The 15,462-nt window shown below is 71.7% G+C and carries 15 protein-coding genes and 1 pseudogene; 9 read left to right on the top strand and 7 right to left on the bottom strand.

Features of this window, described 5'->3' with window-relative positions; genetic code table 11:
* The first annotated feature begins 67 nt into the window (after window positions 1–67).
* From ACIO1C_RS01085 to ACIO1C_RS01060, 6 genes are all read left to right on the top strand, one after another.
* Complete coding sequence (locus ACIO1C_RS01085; protein ID WP_401857002.1) at window positions 68–1,024, top strand: GlxA family transcriptional regulator; 957 nt, start codon at window positions 68–70, stop codon at window positions 1,022–1,024.
* Window positions 1,025–1,134: 110 nt separating this feature from the next.
* Window positions 1,135–2,130 (top strand): type I glyceraldehyde-3-phosphate dehydrogenase, encoded by a 996-nt coding sequence (gap, locus tag ACIO1C_RS01080; RefSeq protein ID WP_401857001.1) that lies wholly within the window; start codon window positions 1,135–1,137, stop codon window positions 2,128–2,130.
* Window positions 2,131–2,240: 110 nt separating this feature from the next.
* Window positions 2,241–2,852: a dihydrofolate reductase family protein gene (locus tag ACIO1C_RS01075; RefSeq protein WP_401856999.1), complete on the top strand. Its 612-nt coding sequence runs from the start codon at window positions 2,241–2,243 to the stop codon at window positions 2,850–2,852.
* A gap of 314 nt (window positions 2,853–3,166) precedes the next feature.
* Window positions 3,167–4,762, top strand: coding sequence for a DUF4331 domain-containing protein (locus tag ACIO1C_RS01070; RefSeq protein WP_401856997.1), 1,596 nt, complete (start codon window positions 3,167–3,169; stop codon window positions 4,760–4,762).
* Window positions 4,763–4,847: 85 nt separating this feature from the next.
* A complete protein-coding gene (locus ACIO1C_RS01065) occupies window positions 4,848–6,191 on the top strand; it encodes a tetratricopeptide repeat protein (protein WP_401856995.1) in 1,344 nt (447 codons plus the stop codon).
* Entirely contained in the window at window positions 6,188–7,840 is a 1,653-nt protein-coding gene (locus tag ACIO1C_RS01060) for a nickel transporter (protein ID WP_401856993.1), read from the top strand. Before ACIO1C_RS01065 ends, ACIO1C_RS01060 begins: the two co-directional genes overlap by 4 nt.
* Before the next feature lie 84 nt (window positions 7,841–7,924).
* Here the strand turns inward: ACIO1C_RS01060 and ACIO1C_RS01055 are convergent, their stop codons facing one another.
* A complete protein-coding gene (locus tag ACIO1C_RS01055; RefSeq protein ID WP_401856991.1) occupies window positions 7,925–8,563 on the bottom strand; it encodes a maleylpyruvate isomerase family mycothiol-dependent enzyme in 639 nt (212 codons plus the stop codon).
* Complete coding sequence (locus ACIO1C_RS01050) at window positions 8,556–9,470, bottom strand: alpha/beta hydrolase (protein WP_401856990.1); 915 nt, start codon at window positions 9,468–9,470, stop codon at window positions 8,556–8,558. The genes ACIO1C_RS01055 and ACIO1C_RS01050 overlap by 8 nt, the downstream gene beginning before the upstream one ends.
* 109 nt (window positions 9,471–9,579) lie before the next feature.
* Between ACIO1C_RS01050 and ACIO1C_RS01045 the strand changes: the two genes are divergently transcribed.
* Window positions 9,580–10,215 (top strand): TetR/AcrR family transcriptional regulator C-terminal domain-containing protein, encoded by a 636-nt coding sequence (locus ACIO1C_RS01045; RefSeq protein WP_401856988.1) that lies wholly within the window; start codon window positions 9,580–9,582, stop codon window positions 10,213–10,215.
* Between the two features lie 16 nt (window positions 10,216–10,231).
* Here the strand turns inward: ACIO1C_RS01045 and ACIO1C_RS01040 are convergent, their stop codons facing one another.
* Genes ACIO1C_RS01040 through ACIO1C_RS01025 form a run of 4 tightly spaced genes read right to left on the bottom strand, consistent with a single transcriptional unit; the run spans window position 10,232 to window position 13,371 of the window.
* Window positions 10,232–10,924 carry an MBL fold metallo-hydrolase gene (locus ACIO1C_RS01040; RefSeq protein WP_401856986.1) on the bottom strand — a complete coding sequence of 231 codons (693 nt, stop codon included), beginning with the start codon at window positions 10,922–10,924 and terminating at the stop codon, window positions 10,232–10,234.
* Window positions 10,925–10,978: 54 nt separating this feature from the next.
* Complete coding sequence (locus ACIO1C_RS01035; RefSeq protein WP_401856984.1) at window positions 10,979–11,869, bottom strand: hypothetical protein; 891 nt, start codon at window positions 11,867–11,869, stop codon at window positions 10,979–10,981.
* Window positions 11,870–11,927: 58 nt separating this feature from the next.
* Window positions 11,928–12,362: a MarR family winged helix-turn-helix transcriptional regulator gene (locus ACIO1C_RS01030; protein WP_401856983.1), complete on the bottom strand. Its 435-nt coding sequence runs from the start codon at window positions 12,360–12,362 to the stop codon at window positions 11,928–11,930.
* A gap of 10 nt (window positions 12,363–12,372) precedes the next feature.
* Complete coding sequence (locus ACIO1C_RS01025; RefSeq protein WP_401856981.1) at window positions 12,373–13,371, bottom strand: SDR family oxidoreductase; 999 nt, start codon at window positions 13,369–13,371, stop codon at window positions 12,373–12,375.
* 116 nt (window positions 13,372–13,487) lie between these two features.
* On the opposite strand from ACIO1C_RS01025, the gene ACIO1C_RS01020 reads away from it, so the two are divergent.
* Entirely contained in the window at window positions 13,488–14,189 is a 702-nt protein-coding gene (locus ACIO1C_RS01020; protein WP_401856980.1) for a TetR/AcrR family transcriptional regulator, read from the top strand.
* A gap of 183 nt (window positions 14,190–14,372) precedes the next feature.
* Window positions 14,373–14,555 (top strand): annotated as a pseudogene (locus tag ACIO1C_RS01015) (cupin domain-containing protein); the annotation flags it as partial.
* Window positions 14,556–14,574: 19 nt separating this feature from the next.
* Here the strand turns inward: ACIO1C_RS01015 and ACIO1C_RS01010 are convergent.
* A complete protein-coding gene (locus ACIO1C_RS01010; protein ID WP_401856979.1) occupies window positions 14,575–15,399 on the bottom strand; it encodes a hypothetical protein in 825 nt (274 codons plus the stop codon).
* Window positions 15,400–15,462: the final 63 nt, after the last annotated feature.

The raw sequence follows: 15,462 nt of genomic DNA, 5'->3' as shown, positions 1-15,462 counted from the left end.
CCAGCACCCGTGCCGACGACGGACCGGCCCCGGAGCCGGCCGGCGGCCCCGTCGTACCCTTGCCCCCGTGACCGCTCCCTCCCCGCAACGCGTCGCCGTCCTCGTACTCGAAGGGGCGAAGCCGCTCGATGTCGGCATTCCCGCGCAGGTGTTCACGACCCGCGCGAGCATGCCGTACGAGGTACGGGTGTGCGGGGCGGCGCCCGGGCTCGTGACCGGTGGTGACGGACTGTCCTACTGGGTGGACCATGGGCCCGAGGCGCTGGCGTGGGCCGACATCGTCTTCATCCCCGGCTACCGGTTCCCGGGCCGCGACGACCCCCCGCGGGCCGTCCTCGACGCGCTGATCGCCGCCCACGATCGCGGCGCGCGGCTCGCCGCGATCTCCACGGGCGCCTTCGCCCTCGCCGCCACGGGCCTGCTCGACGGCAGGCGCGCCACCACGCACTGGCACTACACGCGGGCGCTCGCGGCGAGACACCCCTCGGTCCGGGTCGACGAGAACGTCCTCTTCGTCGACGAGGGCAGTGTGCTGACGTCGGCGGGCGCCGCCTCGGGCATCGACCTGTGCCTGCACATCCTGCGCCGCGATCTCGGGGTGTCCGCGTCGAACCACGCCGCCCGCCGCCTGGTGGCGGCCCCGTACCGCAGCGGCGGTCAGGCGCAGTACGTACGGCGCAGCGTGCCCGAATCGCTCGGCGAGCGGTTCGCCGCCACCCGGGAGTGGGCGCTGCACCGCCTCGGCGAGCCGCTTACCCTCGACGCGCTCGCCCGGCACGCGGCGGTGTCGCCGCGCACGTTCTCACGGCGCTTCGCCGAGGACACGGGGTACACACCGATGCAGTGGGTCATGCGCGCCCGCGTCGACCTGGCCCGTGAGCTGCTCGAACGCTCCGAGCGGGGCGTCGAGCAGATCGCCGCCGACGTCGGTCTCGGGACCGGTGCGAATCTGCGGCTGCACTTCCAGCGCATCCTCGACACCACGCCGAGCGAATACCGTCGCACCTTCACGAAAGGCGAATAGCACACTGCCACTGACCCAGTGGCGTGATCCTTTTGAACCATGGCACTCGCGCCGCTGCCGTCGGCCGACCCCGCGCGCGAGACTTCGGGGGAACCGAAGGGACACCACTCATGACTCGCATCGCCATCAACGGATTCGGCCGCATCGGACGCAACGCCCTACGCGCGCTGCTCGAACGTGACACCGATCTCGAGGTCGTCGCCGTCAACGACCTCACGGAGCCCGCCGCCCTGGCCCGGCTGCTCGCCTTCGACTCGACGGCGGGCCGCCTCGGCCGCCCGGTCACCGTCGAGGGGAACAATCTGGTGGTCGGCAGCCACCGCATCGCCGTGCTCGCCGAGCGCGACCCGTCCCAGCTGCCCTGGGCCAAGCTGGGCGTCGAGATCGTGCTGGAATCGACCGGCCGCTTCACCTCCGCGAAGGCCGCCCGCGCGCACCTCGAAGCGGGCGCGAAGAAGGTGCTGGTCAGCGCGCCGTCGGACGGCGCCGACGTCACGCTCGCGTACGGAGTCAACAACGACGCGTATGACCCGGCCTCGCACACGATCATCTCGAACGCCTCGTGCACGACCAACGCGCTCGCGCCGCTGGCCGCCGTACTGGACGATCTCGCCGGCATCGAGCACGGCTTCATGACCACCGTGCACGCGTACACCCAGGAGCAGAACCTCCAGGACGGCCCGCACCGCGACCCCCGCCGCGCCCGCGCCGCCGCCGTCAACATCGTGCCGACCACCACGGGCGCCGCCAAGGCGATCGGCCACGTCCTGCCCAACCTCGACGGCAAGCTGTCGGGCGACGCGATCCGCGTACCGGTTCCGGTCGGGTCGATCGTCGAACTCAACACGACCGTCGCCCGCGACGTGACGCGCGACGAGGTGCTGGAGGCGTACCGCGCCGCCGCGCGGGGATCGCTCGCGGGCCTTCTGGAGTACTCGGAGGACGCGCTGGTGTCGTCCGACATCACGGGCAACCCGGCCTCCGCGATCTTCGACTCGGCCCTCACCCGCGTCGAAGGCCGCCACATCAAGGTCGTCGCCTGGTACGACAACGAGTGGGGCTTCTCGAACCGCGTGATCGACACCCTGGAATTCCTCACCCGCTGACCCGGCCGACTCCTCCCGGAACGGCGGCCGCCGGACCGATGAGTTTCCGCGCGACACCATGTCTGTGGGAGGGGGAAACAGGTCCCCTGCCGACGAGAGAGTGGTGCGCGATGAGATTGGTACTCCAGGAGTTCCTGTCGCTGGACGGCGTCTCGCAGGGTCCGGGGTCCCCGGACGAGGACACCAGCGACGGATTCACCCAGGGCGGCTGGTTCGTGCCGCACATGGACGAGGAGTTCGAACGGCAGGCCGGCGACTGGCTCGGTTCGGCGGACGCGTTCCTCTTTGGCCGCCGTACCTACCTGAATTTCGCGCGGGACTGGCCGCAGATGACGGAGCACCCGTTCGCCGGGATCCTGAACGGCCTGCCGAAGTACGTCGCCTCCCACAGCCTGGCCGAGGGAGCGTGGGACCCGACCACCATCCTGTCCGGCGACATCCCCTCCCAGGTCGCCGAGTTGAAACAACAACCCGGCCGCGAGCTCCAGATCCACGGCAGTGCCCGGCTGGCCCAGTCCCTCCTGGCAGCGGGCCTGATCGACGAACTGCGCCTCGTGGTCGCCCCGGTGATCGTGGGCGCGGGCCGCCGCCTGTTCCCGGACGGCGGCGCCCCGGCCGGCCTGCGGCTCCTGAGCAACACGACAACACCCGGCGGACTGGCCATTCAGGTGTACGAATCGACGGGACGTCCCACGTACGGGACGTACGGAGCCGGCGCCTAGGCACTCCCGACCGAATGCATCCCCGCGGCCCGCACCGGACTCAGCTCCCGGTGCGGGCCGCGCGACTGTGTCACGCAGAACACTCGCCCGAATGCAGCACAGAGGCCCACCCCTTCGAGCGAACAGGCCGGTGGAGACCAACCCGCCCCAGGGGTCCCGCCGAAGAGGAAGCGTGGGCCGGCCCCACGGCCGGGGCCACCGCTGGTGGCTCCGGGCGCGCTGTCCGGCCCCGTGCCCCACCCCACCTGAATTCCCCCTGCCCGATCGCGCGCCGTGTGCGAGGGGCCGGGAGTTCGCATGTGAGAGGAACAGCCTTGAATTCCAGATCGACGCGCCCCCGTTCGCGGCGTGTGCTCGACCAGTCCCTCCTCGTCCTGGGCGCCGGGGCGCTCGCGACCGGACTCGGCGCCCTCACCCTGGCGCCGGGCGTCAGCGCCGCCTCCAGCCACCGCGAGGCGCCCCTGATCGCGGGCGACCCGCGTGCGGACAACACCGACGTGTACGCGTACACCAGCCTGGACCGCCCCGACTCGGTGACGCTCCTGGCGAACTGGATCCCGTTCGAGGAGCCCAACGGCGGGCCGAACTTCTACGCCTTCGGCGAGGACCTCCGCTACAACATCAAGATCGACAACACCGGTGACGGCGTCTCCGACATCACGTACACCTGGCGCTTCCACAACAAGGTCCGCGACGCGGCCGGCCAGTTCCTGTACAACACCGGCCCGGTCACCTCGCTGAACGACCCGGACCTCAACTTCCGTCAGGTGTACGACCTGGTGGTCTCCCACGGGAGCAAGAGCAAGGTCCTGCTCTCCGACGTACCCGCCGCTCCCTCTCGCGTGGGGCCCGCCTCCATGCCGGACTACGCCGCCCTGCGCAACCAGGCGATCCGCAACGTACCCGGCGGCGGCAAGACCTTCGCCGGCCAGGCGGAGGACCCGTTCTTCGCCGACCTCCGGGTCTTCGACCTCCTGTACGGCGGCGACCTCAGCGAACGCGGCCAGGACACCCTCGCGGGCTACAACGTCAACTCCGTCGCCCTCCAGATCCCCAAGGCGCAGCTCGCGCTGAAGGGGAACCAGGGCCGCAACCCGGTCATCGGCGTGTGGTCGACGACCGACCGCCAGGGCGTGCAGGTCTCCGACTCGCGCACCCCGCGCCCCGCCCCGTGGAAGCAGGTCTCGCGCCTGGGCAACCCGCTGGTCAACGAGGTGGTCGTACCGCTGAAGTACAAGGACGCCTTCAACACGCTCAACCCGGACCAGGACCGTACGGTCCAGCCGGTCGTCGACAAGGTCCTCGACCCGATCCTGCCCAAGCTGATCCAGCAGGTGTACGGAATCCCCGCCCCGGCCACCCCGCGCAAGGACCTGTTCGAGATCTACCTGACGGGCATCTGCAAGGCGTGCGGGCCGATCCAGGCCGACCTCAACTCCCACCGCCTGAACAAGGACGCGCCGCTGAAGCGGATCGTCCCGGCTGAGGAACTGCGCCTGAACATGGCCGTGCCGCCGACCGCCGACCCCAAGCGGTACGGCGTGCTCGCCGGTGACCTGGCGGGCTTCCCCAACGGCCGCCGCCTCACCGACGACGTCATCGACATCTCCCTCCAGGCGGTCGAAGGGGCCGCTCAGACCGGCCAACTCGTTCCGGCCCTCGCGGACGGCGACCAGGTCGACACCAACGAGGTGCCCTTCGGAACGTCGTTCCCGTACCTGGCCCTCCCGCACACCAAGTCCGTGAACAGCGGCCCGGACGCACCGGAGAGGACCGGCATGAAGGGCGCCGCGGCCTTCGGCGGCCTGGGCGCGCTGCTTCTCGGTGCGGGCGGCCTCCGTCTTCGCCGCAGCCGCAGCCGCAGCCGCGGCCTCAGCCGCGACGGCAACAGCAGCCGCACGTCCAGCTGACCCACCACGCTCCGGGCGGGCACGGAGGTCGGTCCTCCGGTTCCCGCCCGGGGCCCATCCGTCGCCTTTCACCGGGGAGAATCCTGTGCACCGGCCCGTAGACCCACCCGCCCCCGCGATCCGCCGGCGCAGACATCTGCGCAACACCGCGATCACCCTCGCCCTGGGCGCGGTCATGTTCACCGTCGGCGCCGTCGGCCTCTCCCCCGCCGGCTCCGGCGCACCGGACACCTCGGCCACCGCGTCGCCCGCCGCCGGCCAGGCGCACGGCATCGAGGTGATGCGCGAGCGGGTACGGCGTCTGCCGGAGGATCCGGTCAGCTGGGCGGACCTCGGCATGGCGCTCGTACAGCAGGCCAGGACCACCGCCGACCAGGCCGCGTACGCCCAGGCCGAGACGGCCCTGCGCCGCTCGCTCACACTCCGGCCGGCCGGGAACCTCCACGCCGAGATCGGCATGGGCGCCCTCGCCGCGGCCCGTCACCGCTTCCGTGACGCCCTGACCTGGGCCCGCAAGGCGGTCGCGACCAGCCCCGCGACCCCCGCCTCCTACGGAGTCCTGGCCGACGCCCACACCCAACTCGGCCAGTACAAGGACGCGGAGGATGCCGTACAGAAGATGGCCGACCTGCGCCCGGACAGCTCCTCCCTGGCCCGCGCCTCCTACACGTTCGAGCTGCGCGGTGACACCGGCCGGGCCACGGCCCTCATGGAACGCGCGCTGCGGGCGGCGGGCACCCCGGGCGAGCGCGCCTTCGCCCACACCCACCTCTCCTCCCTCGCCCAGGAGAGCGGCGACCCCGCGACCGCGCTGCGTCTGGCGGACGCCGGTCTGGCCCTCGCGCCCCAGGACCCCGGTCTGCTGGAGGCCCGCGCCAAGGCCCACGCGGCCCGGGGGGAATCCCGGCAGGCGGTCGCCGACTACACCGCGGCCGTCGCGGCGGCCCCGCTGCCGCAGTACCTCCTGGAACTCGGCGAACTCCAGCAGGCCCTCGGCCACCGGGACGAGGCCGAGGGCCAGTACGCGGTCCTGCGTGCCCAGGAAACACTCCGCCGGGCCGGCGGCGCGCCCGCAGATGTCGACGCGATCCTCTTCGAGGCCGACCACGGTGATCCCCGGCAGGCGGTGACCATGGCCGAAACCGCCGTACGGGAGCGGCCGTTCATCGCCGTACATGACGCGTACGCCTGGGCGCTGCACCGCGCAGGACGCGACGAGCAGGCCCTCGTACACGCCGGTGAGGCTCTTGCGCTCGGCACCCACAGCGCGCTCTTCCTGTACCACCGCGGCGCCATCCACCAGGCCCTCGGTGACACCACCGCCGCCCGGCGCGATCTGCGCCGGGCGCTGGCCATCGATCCCTCCTTCCATCCGCTGCACGCCCCCGCGGCGCGCACCGCGGTCCGGCGAATCGACGACACCCCATGAACCTCAGCACCCGCCGGCGCCTGTTCGCCGCCCCGCTCACAGCCGCTCTGCTCATCCCGCTCGCCCTCATCGCCGCCGCACCACCCGCGGCCGCGCACCCCCTGGGCAACTTCACCGTCAACTACGCCACCCACCTCACCCTCCGCCCGCACGCGGTCGAGGCGGAGATCGTGGTCGACCGCGCCGAGATCGCGGCGGCGCAGGAGCGCCCGCTCATCGACCGGAACCACGACGGATCCATCGGCGCCGACGAACAGGGGGCGTACGCGGACGAGGCGTGCGCCACGCTCGCCGGGCAACTGGCCGCCGACGTCGGCGGTACGAGCGTTCAGTGGAACCGGGGCGCCGCCGGACTGACCTTCCATACGGGCGAGGCGGGGCTCAGGACCAGCCGGCTCACCTGCCGGCTCCACGCCGACGCGCGCCTCACCTCGCCGGCCGACGTCCGTGCCGTCACCCACTACGACACCCGGCGCATCGGCTGGCGCGAGATCACCGCCGACGGCGAGGGCGTCACCCTCACCGCCTCCACCGTCCCGGCGGTCTCCTCCACCGACCGGCTCCGCCACTACCCGCGGGACCCCCTCGCCGCGCCGCTCGACCAGCGCGGTGCCGAACTGCGGACAGCCCCGGGGCAAGGGCCCGCGGCCCGGATCGTGCCGCCGGGCCTGCCCGGAGCGGGTCCGGTCACCGCCCTGCTCGACAAGGTCTCCGGCCTCTTCGACAGCCTCGTCGGCAGCCGCGAGCTGACGCTTCCCGTCGGCCTGCTCGCCCTGTTCCTCGCCGTGGTCCTCGGGGCCTCCCACGCGGCGATGCCCGGCCACGGCAAGACGATCATGGCCGCTTACCTGGCCGGCCGTCGCGGCACTCCGCGCGACGCCGTCACCGTCGGCGCCACGGTCACCCTCACCCACACCGCCGGTGTCCTCGCCCTCGGCCTGGCCCTGCCGCTCGCCACCCACCTCGCCGGGGAAGCCGTCCTCACCTGGCTCGGCCTGGCCAGCGGCATCCTCGTCATCGCCATCGGGATGCAACTCCTGCGCTCAGCGCTCCGAGGCGACCGCCACGGACACCACCACGAGCACAGCCGGCACGGGCATCACCACCACCATGGAGAACACGGGCACAGCCACAACCCGCTGCCCCATCTGCCGCCCTCACGCCGCGCACCCGACACCGACACCGACACCAGCACCGGCACCGGCACCGGCACCGGCACCGGCACCGGCACCGCATCGGCAGACGGCACCACCGTCGTCCTGACCAAACCCGCCGCCGCCCCCCAGCACGACCATCACCACCACTCCCCCGCTCCGGCCCGGGGAAGGCGCTGGACCCTGGTCGGTGTGGGCGTCGCGGGCGGTCTCGTACCCAGCCCGTCGGCGCTGGTCGTCCTCCTCGGCGCCGTAGCGCTCGGCCGGACCGCCTTCGGCGTCCTCCTCGTCATCGGCTACGGCCTCGGCATGGCCGCCACCCTCACCCTGGCCGGACTCCTCCTCGTACACCTGCGCGACCGCATCGCCACCCGTACCGCGCGGAGTGCCTCCGCACGACTGAGAAGACTCGCGCGCATCGGTCCCGCCGCCACCTCGGCCCTCGTGCTCCTGGTGGGGATCGGCCTCACCGCCCGCGCCATGACCGGCATGTGAACAGGACGGCCACCAGGGCCCCGAGCGCAAGGACTTGACGCGGCCGTACCACACGATTCCCCGCACGGGGAGAACGGAGCGTGCTCACAAGCGGCCCCGCAGGGTGGTGGTGCCACCGCCGGTGAGCCGGGGCAGGGCGTGGCGTCGGCCGGCGAGGACGGAGATGAGGTGCTCGGCCGTGCCGGCGACGTCGAGGTTCCGGTCGCCCGGGTGGTGCCAGTCGGTGTCGGTGGTACGGAGGGTGAGGCCGCGGGCCCGGGCGCGGGCCGGGACGAACGGGTTGGGGACGGTCGTCTCGACCTTCAGGACCGCGTGGGCGACTTCGGGAGCGATACCGGCCGGCCGGCCCAGGGCGAGGGCGATGTCGAGGTGGTGGACGGTGTGGTCGCCGAGCATGAGCGGGGTCGGCAGGAGTCGTCCGATGCCGCGGGGTCGCGCCCGGGCCCGGTCGAAGGCGTCGAGGAGTTCGGCCGGGGTGTGACGGTGGCCGTGGCGACGGGAGAGGTCCTCGTTGGCGCTGTCGAAGGACGCGCGGTGGCTGCCCAGGGCGACGAGCAGCCGTGGCAGCGGAAGGCGCAGTCCGAGGACGAGGTGGGCGAGGACGTCCCGGTTGGTCCACCCGGCACAGAGGCTGGGGCGCTGCCACTCGTCGTCGGTGAGGGTGCGGGCGAACGAGGCGAAGTGGTCGTCCTGGCGGGCGAGGAGCGCGGTGTGGTCAGTCACGGCCCGCCTCGCTGAGCGCCGTCAGCCGCAAGTGCCGGGTCAGGAACGCGACCTGGTCGCGGATGATGTCGTCCAGAAGTGGGGGGTGGTAGACCTCGAAGTGGTCGGCGGGGTAGTGCAGGGCGGTGCCCCGGGGCGCGCTTCGCGCCGTCCGCGCCGCGATCCGCGGGTCCGTGAGGGTCTCGCGGTCGGAGACGCAGACCAGGAGCGGGGCCTGGATCGACGCGGCGCGGCGGGAGGCGTTGAGCCGGACGAGTTCAAAGCCGACCGAGGCCGTCACGCGGTTGTCGAACGACGCGCCGGGCGGGAGCATGCCGTACCACCCGTCCTTGGCCCCCGGCACGGTCACGATCGCGGTCCTTCCCGGGTCGTCGACGAGGGGGACGTAACGGCGCGGCAGGCGGAGTACGGCGCGGATCAGGTCGACGGCGATCGGGCCCGCGAGTCTCGCGACGGCGCCGAGGCCGGAGCTGAAGGCCGCGTTCATGGTGTTCATGACGGGGCACTGCACGACGGCGGCGGCGAGTCCGGGGTGCTTCGCGGCCGTGAGCAGGACGTGGGTGGCTCCCATCGAGGTCCCCCACAGGGCGATTCGGGCCGGATCGACGCGCGGGTCGCCGGCGAGGAAGGCGAGCGCCGCGTCGATGTCGGCCAACTGCCTCGGGATCGAGACGAGTTGGCGGGGCATTCCGTCGGAGGCGCCGAGGTGGCGGAAGTCGAAGGACAGGACGACCATGCCGGCGTCGGCGAAGGCCCGCTCGTACTGTTCGAGCCGCATGTCGTGGGTGGCGCCGAAACCGTGGACGAGGACCACGGCCGGGTGGGGGCCTTCGCCGTCCGGACAGGTGATCCACGCGGCGCACCGCTGCCCCTGCGAGAGGAACGAGGTGGTGGGGGTCGGGTGCATGGGTGGGCGTCCTCACTCGGATCCTCGGTCGGATCCCGACTTGGATACGTACGGTGTACGTGTAGTACCTTCGGATACGTACGCTGTACGTGTCAAGGGGAGAGTGAAGATGAGAGCCCGGTTCACACTGGCGGAGATCCAGCAGCAGGCACTTGCCATCGTCGATCGCGACGGCCTGGCCGGGCTGTCGATGCGCTCGCTCGCGGGGGCACTCCGGACGGGCCCGATGACGCTCTACAACTACGTCGAGGGCCGCGAGGCACTGGAGGAACTCGTGGTCGACGCCGTCGCCGCCCGGGTGGTCCTGCCGGAACCCACCGACAACTGGGCCGCCGACACGCGGGCCGCCGCGACCGCTCTGTGGCACGCCGTCCGGGCGCACCCCGCCGCCGTACCGCTCATGCTCACACGCCGCACGTCCGGGCCGGCGGGTCTGGCCCCGGCGGAGGCCCTGGCGTCCGCCCTCACCCGGTCGGGCCTCGACGGCGCCGATCTGCTCGCCGCCTTCCGCGCCGTCATGGCCTTCGTGATGGGCCTCGCGCAGGCCGAACTCGCGGGCCCCCTGGCCCCGGAGGGCGCGGCAACCGCCGAGGCGCGGCGCATCGGGGCCCTCACCGAGGGCACCCTCCCCGCCCTCTCCCGACTCGCCGCCGTCAGTGCCGACCACGCCGACGAGGAGTTCGACCGAGGCCTCGGACTCATCCTGAGGGGCATCCAGCAGGCCGCCGAGAGCGAGCACGCCTGACCGGCTCTGCCTCAGGTCACTCCCCGGAAGACAACCGCCGCACGAACTCGTGGAAGCCCTCGACCCCGGTCCCCGTCAGCGGCGCGCCGTGCGCGAACCCGACAGCTGTCGCGTGGTGCGGGATACGGGTCAGGCTGCTGGCCCGGGTGGAGGGGTCGGCCGCCATCGCGGCCGGCCCGATCTCCAGTCCACCGCGGTTGAAGAGCGCGTCCCCGACCAGCACGCTCCGGCTGGGCTCGTGGACGAGCACGATGTGGCCGGGAGTATGGCCGGGTGTGTGTACGACCCGCAGACCGTCCGAGCCCTCGATCAGTTCATCGTCCGTCAGCAGCGCGTCCGGGGTGACCGGCTTCCATTGAAGCGCCGGCATCCCGTCGAGGAAGTGCCCCCACGCGCCGGAGCGCCCCCCTTTGGGAACGCGTCCTGCCTCCAGCCAGCCGGCGTCGGCCTCATGGATCAGGATCCGCGCGCCGGTACGGCGGCGCAGCTCCGCCGCTCCCTTGACGTGGTCGGGGTGTGCGTGGGTCAGCACGATGCGCTTGATGTCGCCGGGCTTGCGGCCCCGTTCGTCCACAGCGGCGAGCAGAACGCCGGGGGCCTTGGCCCAGCCGACGTCGACCAGGGTGAAGCCGTCGTCGCCGTCGACCAGAAACGCGTTGTCGCGCCTGGTGGTGGCGATGAGGGTGACGCCGGTTGCCAGAGGAGGCATGGGGTGGTTCCTTTTCTCGCGCGAGCGGCCCTGACCAGTGCTTTCGATCCTTCGTCAGTCCAGCCGGGGAAGATCCACGACAAAGACGTCGACCGGGTCCTCGTTCCGGCAGGTGAGCGGGACGCTCTCCTCCCGGGGGCTGTACAGGCAGGTCAGTTCGGGATAGGTGCGCCCCTCGATCGTCAGTCCGGGACCCACGGACCAGGCGACCTGCGCCCTGTCCGGTCCCAGGGCGAAACGTCCCCGGCCGGACAGGCGGAGGACCGACATGCGCACGTCGGCGTGGGGCCCCGCGTAGTCGAAGTACTGGCCGAGACGCTTCATCTCGACGCCGGGCTCCACCTCGTAGAAGGCGAAGGAGGCCGGGTGCATCAGAATCGGGGCGCTGTAGGACTCAGGCGGTATGACCAGTCGCTTTCCCGCGTACTCGTCGTGAAGCGCCTCCACGCCGTCCCGTACGCGCCGCTCCCCCGTCTCCGGGTCGGTGTCGACGTACTGGCCGTCCTTGAACTCGCCCTTGAGCCGGAGCCGCTCGGTGACTTCCTTGTACTTACGGGCCCAGTCCTTGCCGCCGACCGGGTAGTCGTTGCCGAATCCGTACTGGAGGAGCAGTTGCGCGCCGTGCTCCTTCATCTGGGGCCCGTAATAGGCGCCCTTCGGGAAGTAGGCGATGTCACCCGCGGCGATGTCCTGGCCGGGCGCGTAGTTGACCGCTCCGGATTCCGTCCACCGGATCTGCTGGAAACCGTGATGGTGACGCGGGTAGCGGGCGGCGGTGCCGCCGTCGGGGCTCTCCTGGTTCCGTACGAACCGGAACCTCAGGTCGTCCGCGCCCACGTCACCCAGGAGTGACTTGTGCTCGGTGTCGGAAGGGGGGCGGGCCCCCGGCCGATCGTCCTTCGGCTTCTCGCTCGCGGGGACTTCGGCGATCACTGCTATGTCCATGGGTACATCTCCCCAATCCGGCCGATCCGGCCGATCCGGCGAGCGCGCGGTACGCGCCTCACATCCGCTCGGCCCACCGCTCGATCAGTGGCGCGGCGGCCCGCAGCACCTCGATCTCGTCGTCGTCGAAGGCGGCGAGCAGGGCGTCGGTGAACCGGTCGGCGATCGCGCTGCTGCCCGAGCGCAGCATCTCCTCGCCCTCCTTCGTCGGCGCCAGGAGCATGCGACGGCCGTGCCGCGGATCGGGCGAGCGGGCGACGAAGCCCCGCCTTTCCAGCAGCGCCACGGTGGTGCCCATCGCCTGCGGGGTGATCTGCTCCTGCCGCGCCAGGTCGGCCGTCGTCGCCGGGCCGGCGCGGTCGAGCCTGGCGAGGACCCGCAACTCCGGGCTGGTGAGAGCCGCGTCGTCCGCGCCGTCCCGGATCCGCCGCTTCAGCAGGCTGACGCTCATCAGCATCGCCGCCGCGACTTCGTACGCCTTCGTCCGCTCCATAGTTGCAAGCCTAGACTTGCAACCCTGGATTGGCAATGCCGTCCGGAAGCCCGCCGTCGGCGTGCGGCGGACGGGCGGCGCCGCGAGAATCCGCCGGGGCCGGGAGAGAGGCACCGGTCAGGCGTTCCGCTTCCGCCCACAGGCGCGCGGCCGTCGCGTCGTCGAGAGCCTGGCGCGGGATACGGGCCGGGGCGGTCGGCCCGACCAGGTCGAACCGGCCGCCGGGACCGTAATAGGCGCCGGCTGCCGCGTCGGGGCTGGTCGCGGCGTACAGCAGTGGTTCAACCCCCTGCTCGACCCCCTGCGAGGGCAGGAAGGGCAGGCTGTTGAGCAGCGACCGCTTGGGCCTGTCCCGGCCCAGGCTCGCCCCCGCGCTCTGGAGGTTGGTGCGCGTGAAGCCGGGATGCGCCGCCGCGCTCAGCAGGTTCCAGCCGCGCTCCCGGGAGAGGACGGCCAGGTGGCGGGCGAGCATGAGGTCGGCGAGCTTGGACTGCGCGTAGGAACGGTTGGCGCTGTAGCGCCGCCGCTCCCACTGGAGGTCGTCGAAGTTGATGCTGCCGTACGACGCCGTGCCGCTGCTCATGGTCACCACTCGCGGCGCGGAGGCGGCCAGCAGGACGGGGAGCAGGCGCACGGTGAGGGCGAAGGGACCGAGGAAGTTGCTGCCGAACTGGAGCTCGAAGCCGTCGGCCGTGGCCATGCGGGACGGGGGCGCCATCACACCGGCGTTGTTGACCAGCAGGTCAAGCCGCCCACCGGCGAGGATCCCGTCGGCGAACTCCTGCACCGACGCCAGATCCGCGAGATCGATCCGGCGCACCTCAAGGCCGGCGCGGGGGTTGCGCGCCAGGATCTCGTCGCGGGCGCGCTCGCCTTTCGCCGGGGTGCGTACGGCCATGATGACGTGCGCTCCGGCGTCGGCGAGCCGACGGGCGGCCTCTTCGCCGGTGCCGCTGTTGGCGCCCGTGACAACGACGGTCTTTCCGGTCTGGTCGGGAACGGCGTACATGGGGGCTCCTGGGTGCTCACGCTCAACCGCGCCATAATGGACCGGCGGTCTCTTGTGGAAACGCTAACAGACTGGAGGTCCGATAACAACGGACCGAGGGTCTGTACGATGTGAGCATGGCCTCGAACCCACCCCCGGCACCGCTTCAGGGCTTCCAGCGCGCACGCAACGAGGAGCAACGCGCCCAGCGCCGCCTGCTCATCCTGGAGACCGCGGCGGCGATGCTGGCGGAGATGCCGGTCGCGGAGGTGAGCCTCAACGAGCTGAGCCGTCGCGTGGGCCTCGCGAAGTCCAACGTCCTGCGCTACTTCGAGTCCCGCGAGGCCGTACTGCTGGAACTGCTCCACACCGCCTCACAGGAATGGCTGGAGCACCTGGACGACGCACTGGGCCGCGTGGTGGACTCGGACGCGGATCTCGTCGGGCGCAGCCGAGCGGTGGCCGCCACGCTGGCAACGACCCTGGCGGCACGCCCCGTCCTGTGCGATCTGCTGAGCGCCCAGGCGGCGGTGCTCGAACGCAACGTCTCGGCGCGCGTGGCCGCCGAGTACAAACGCGCCGCCATCGGTGACGTCGAGACTCTCGCGGGCCTGGTCGACGGGCGACTGCCCGAACTGGGGGCGGCCGACGCCCTGCGTTTCGCCGCCGGCGCCGTCATGATGGCCGGCACGATCTGGGCTCACGCGCACCCTTCGGCCGCCATGCTCGCCGCGTACGAAGCCGAACCGGCGCTGGCCGCGATGCGGCTGGACTTCCCGGATCCGCTCCACCAGCTCCTCGAAACCCTGCTGGCCGGCCTACTGGCCAAGTGGGACTGACGCGATCGTTTCGTGGCAGGTCGGCTCCACCGTCGTACGCGCGCCGAAGGCCACCCGACCGGGCAACGGGCTTCGCCAGACGGTCGACCACTTGTTCTTCCTGGTCAGATGGCTTTCACGGCATCCACTGATTTTAGGTGCGGGCCCGTTTCGGTACGACCGACCGGGTCCGTGCCGGTCTAGGAGGAGAGCCATGAGGCCGCCGAGGCTCTGCTGGTCCTCGACGGCCGGCTGGAACTGGAGGTGGGTGGCCCGGACGTGTCGGTGCGGGCGGGCGAGCTGTTCATGGTGGCGGCGGGAACCGCACACACGGTCCGCCCCGGAAGCCGGGGCACGTTGGTGATCGTGGAACCGCCCGAGGAGTGACGGCTCTTTGATCCGCGATTCAGTACGGGGCCTTGCCCGGATTCCCCGCGCTGAGCCGTGCGCCGGCCGCACCGAGGGCCGGTACGCGGTCGTCTGTGTGGTCCGGCGGCTGCGGAGGCCAGGCGAGGCCGTCGCCCTTCTCCCAGATCTGATTGCACGAGCCGGTGTGCGCGCACGTGGTGGCCCGGTCGCGCCAGCCGGCCATGTTCATGAGTCCGGCCTTGTCACCCGGGGTCCACACGTCGTTCCAGCTGGAGACGTCGTCCGCGACCCGTACGGAGGACATCAGGGTGTTGTAGTCGCGGAAGGGGGTGTTGTAGTGGGCCAGGCCGAGGGTGTGGCCGATCTCGTGCATCACCGGAATCGCCATCGCATAGCGGGACCACCGGTCGCCGTCCTCGCTGCCGTCGACCAGACGGGTCCAGGTGTCCGAGGCGGTGAGCCGGATCAGACCGCCGTTGTAGATCGCTCCCCGGTTGTCCAGAGCGGTCGACGGACTGGCGATCCCGGTCGCGGGAATGGTGTCGAAGACGAGGGCGATCTCGTCCGAGGGGCGGGTGCCGGGCCAGGTGTCGCCGTCGTTGGGCTCGTAGCGCAGCCGTCCGCCCACCCATTTGTTGGTCTCCAGGACCATGGTCGACATGACGTCGTCCAGACCCTCCACCCAGTGCCTCTCCTTCGCCTTGGTCGCGGCATCGGTCGAGCCCCGGTAGTTGAAGTAGAGCTTCACGGTGTAGCTGTCGCGCAGTTCGTAGTAGGCGGGATTGTTGAGACCGCCGACCCTCACGAGGTTGAAGCCGTACGAGTTGGAGATGTTGCCCCCCGTACCGGGGTTCACGAGCATGGGTCCTGGCTGGTACGGGGTGCGGCCGATGCTCGGATCGTAGGGCGGAGCGGCCGAGGCCGG

Source organism: Streptomyces sp. NPDC087420, from assembly GCF_044744165.1.
GTDB lineage: Bacteria > Actinomycetota > Actinomycetes > Streptomycetales > Streptomycetaceae > Streptomyces.
This window is presented reverse-complemented; position numbering and strand designations above follow the sequence as displayed.

What these genes read in the sequence shown, in the direction of transcription:
- gap (WP_401857001.1), top strand. Translation starts at nt 1,135, where the DNA reads ATGACTCGCATCGCCATCAACGGATTCGGCCGCATCGGACGCAACGCC.
- ACIO1C_RS01075 (WP_401856999.1), top strand. Translation starts at nt 2,241, where the DNA reads ATGAGATTGGTACTCCAGGAGTTCCTGTCGCTGGACGGCGTCTCGCAG.
- ACIO1C_RS01060 (WP_401856993.1), top strand. Translation starts at nt 6,188, where the DNA reads ATGAACCTCAGCACCCGCCGGCGCCTGTTCGCCGCCCCGCTCACAGCC.
- ACIO1C_RS01050 (WP_401856990.1), bottom strand. Translation starts at nt 9,470, where the DNA reads ATGCACCCGACCCCCACCACCTCGTTCCTCTCGCAGGGGCAGCGGTGC.
- ACIO1C_RS01045 (WP_401856988.1), top strand. Translation starts at nt 9,580, where the DNA reads ATGAGAGCCCGGTTCACACTGGCGGAGATCCAGCAGCAGGCACTTGCC.
- ACIO1C_RS01040 (WP_401856986.1), bottom strand. Translation starts at nt 10,924, where the DNA reads ATGCCTCCTCTGGCAACCGGCGTCACCCTCATCGCCACCACCAGGCGC.
- ACIO1C_RS01035 (WP_401856984.1), bottom strand. Translation starts at nt 11,869, where the DNA reads ATGGACATAGCAGTGATCGCCGAAGTCCCCGCGAGCGAGAAGCCGAAG.
- ACIO1C_RS01030 (WP_401856983.1), bottom strand. Translation starts at nt 12,362, where the DNA reads ATGGAGCGGACGAAGGCGTACGAAGTCGCGGCGGCGATGCTGATGAGC.
- ACIO1C_RS01025 (WP_401856981.1), bottom strand. Translation starts at nt 13,371, where the DNA reads ATGTACGCCGTTCCCGACCAGACCGGAAAGACCGTCGTTGTCACGGGC.
- ACIO1C_RS01020 (WP_401856980.1), top strand. Translation starts at nt 13,488, where the DNA reads ATGGCCTCGAACCCACCCCCGGCACCGCTTCAGGGCTTCCAGCGCGCA.
- ACIO1C_RS01010 (WP_401856979.1), bottom strand. Translation starts at nt 15,399, where the DNA reads ATGCTCGTGAACCCCGGTACGGGGGGCAACATCTCCAACTCGTACGGC.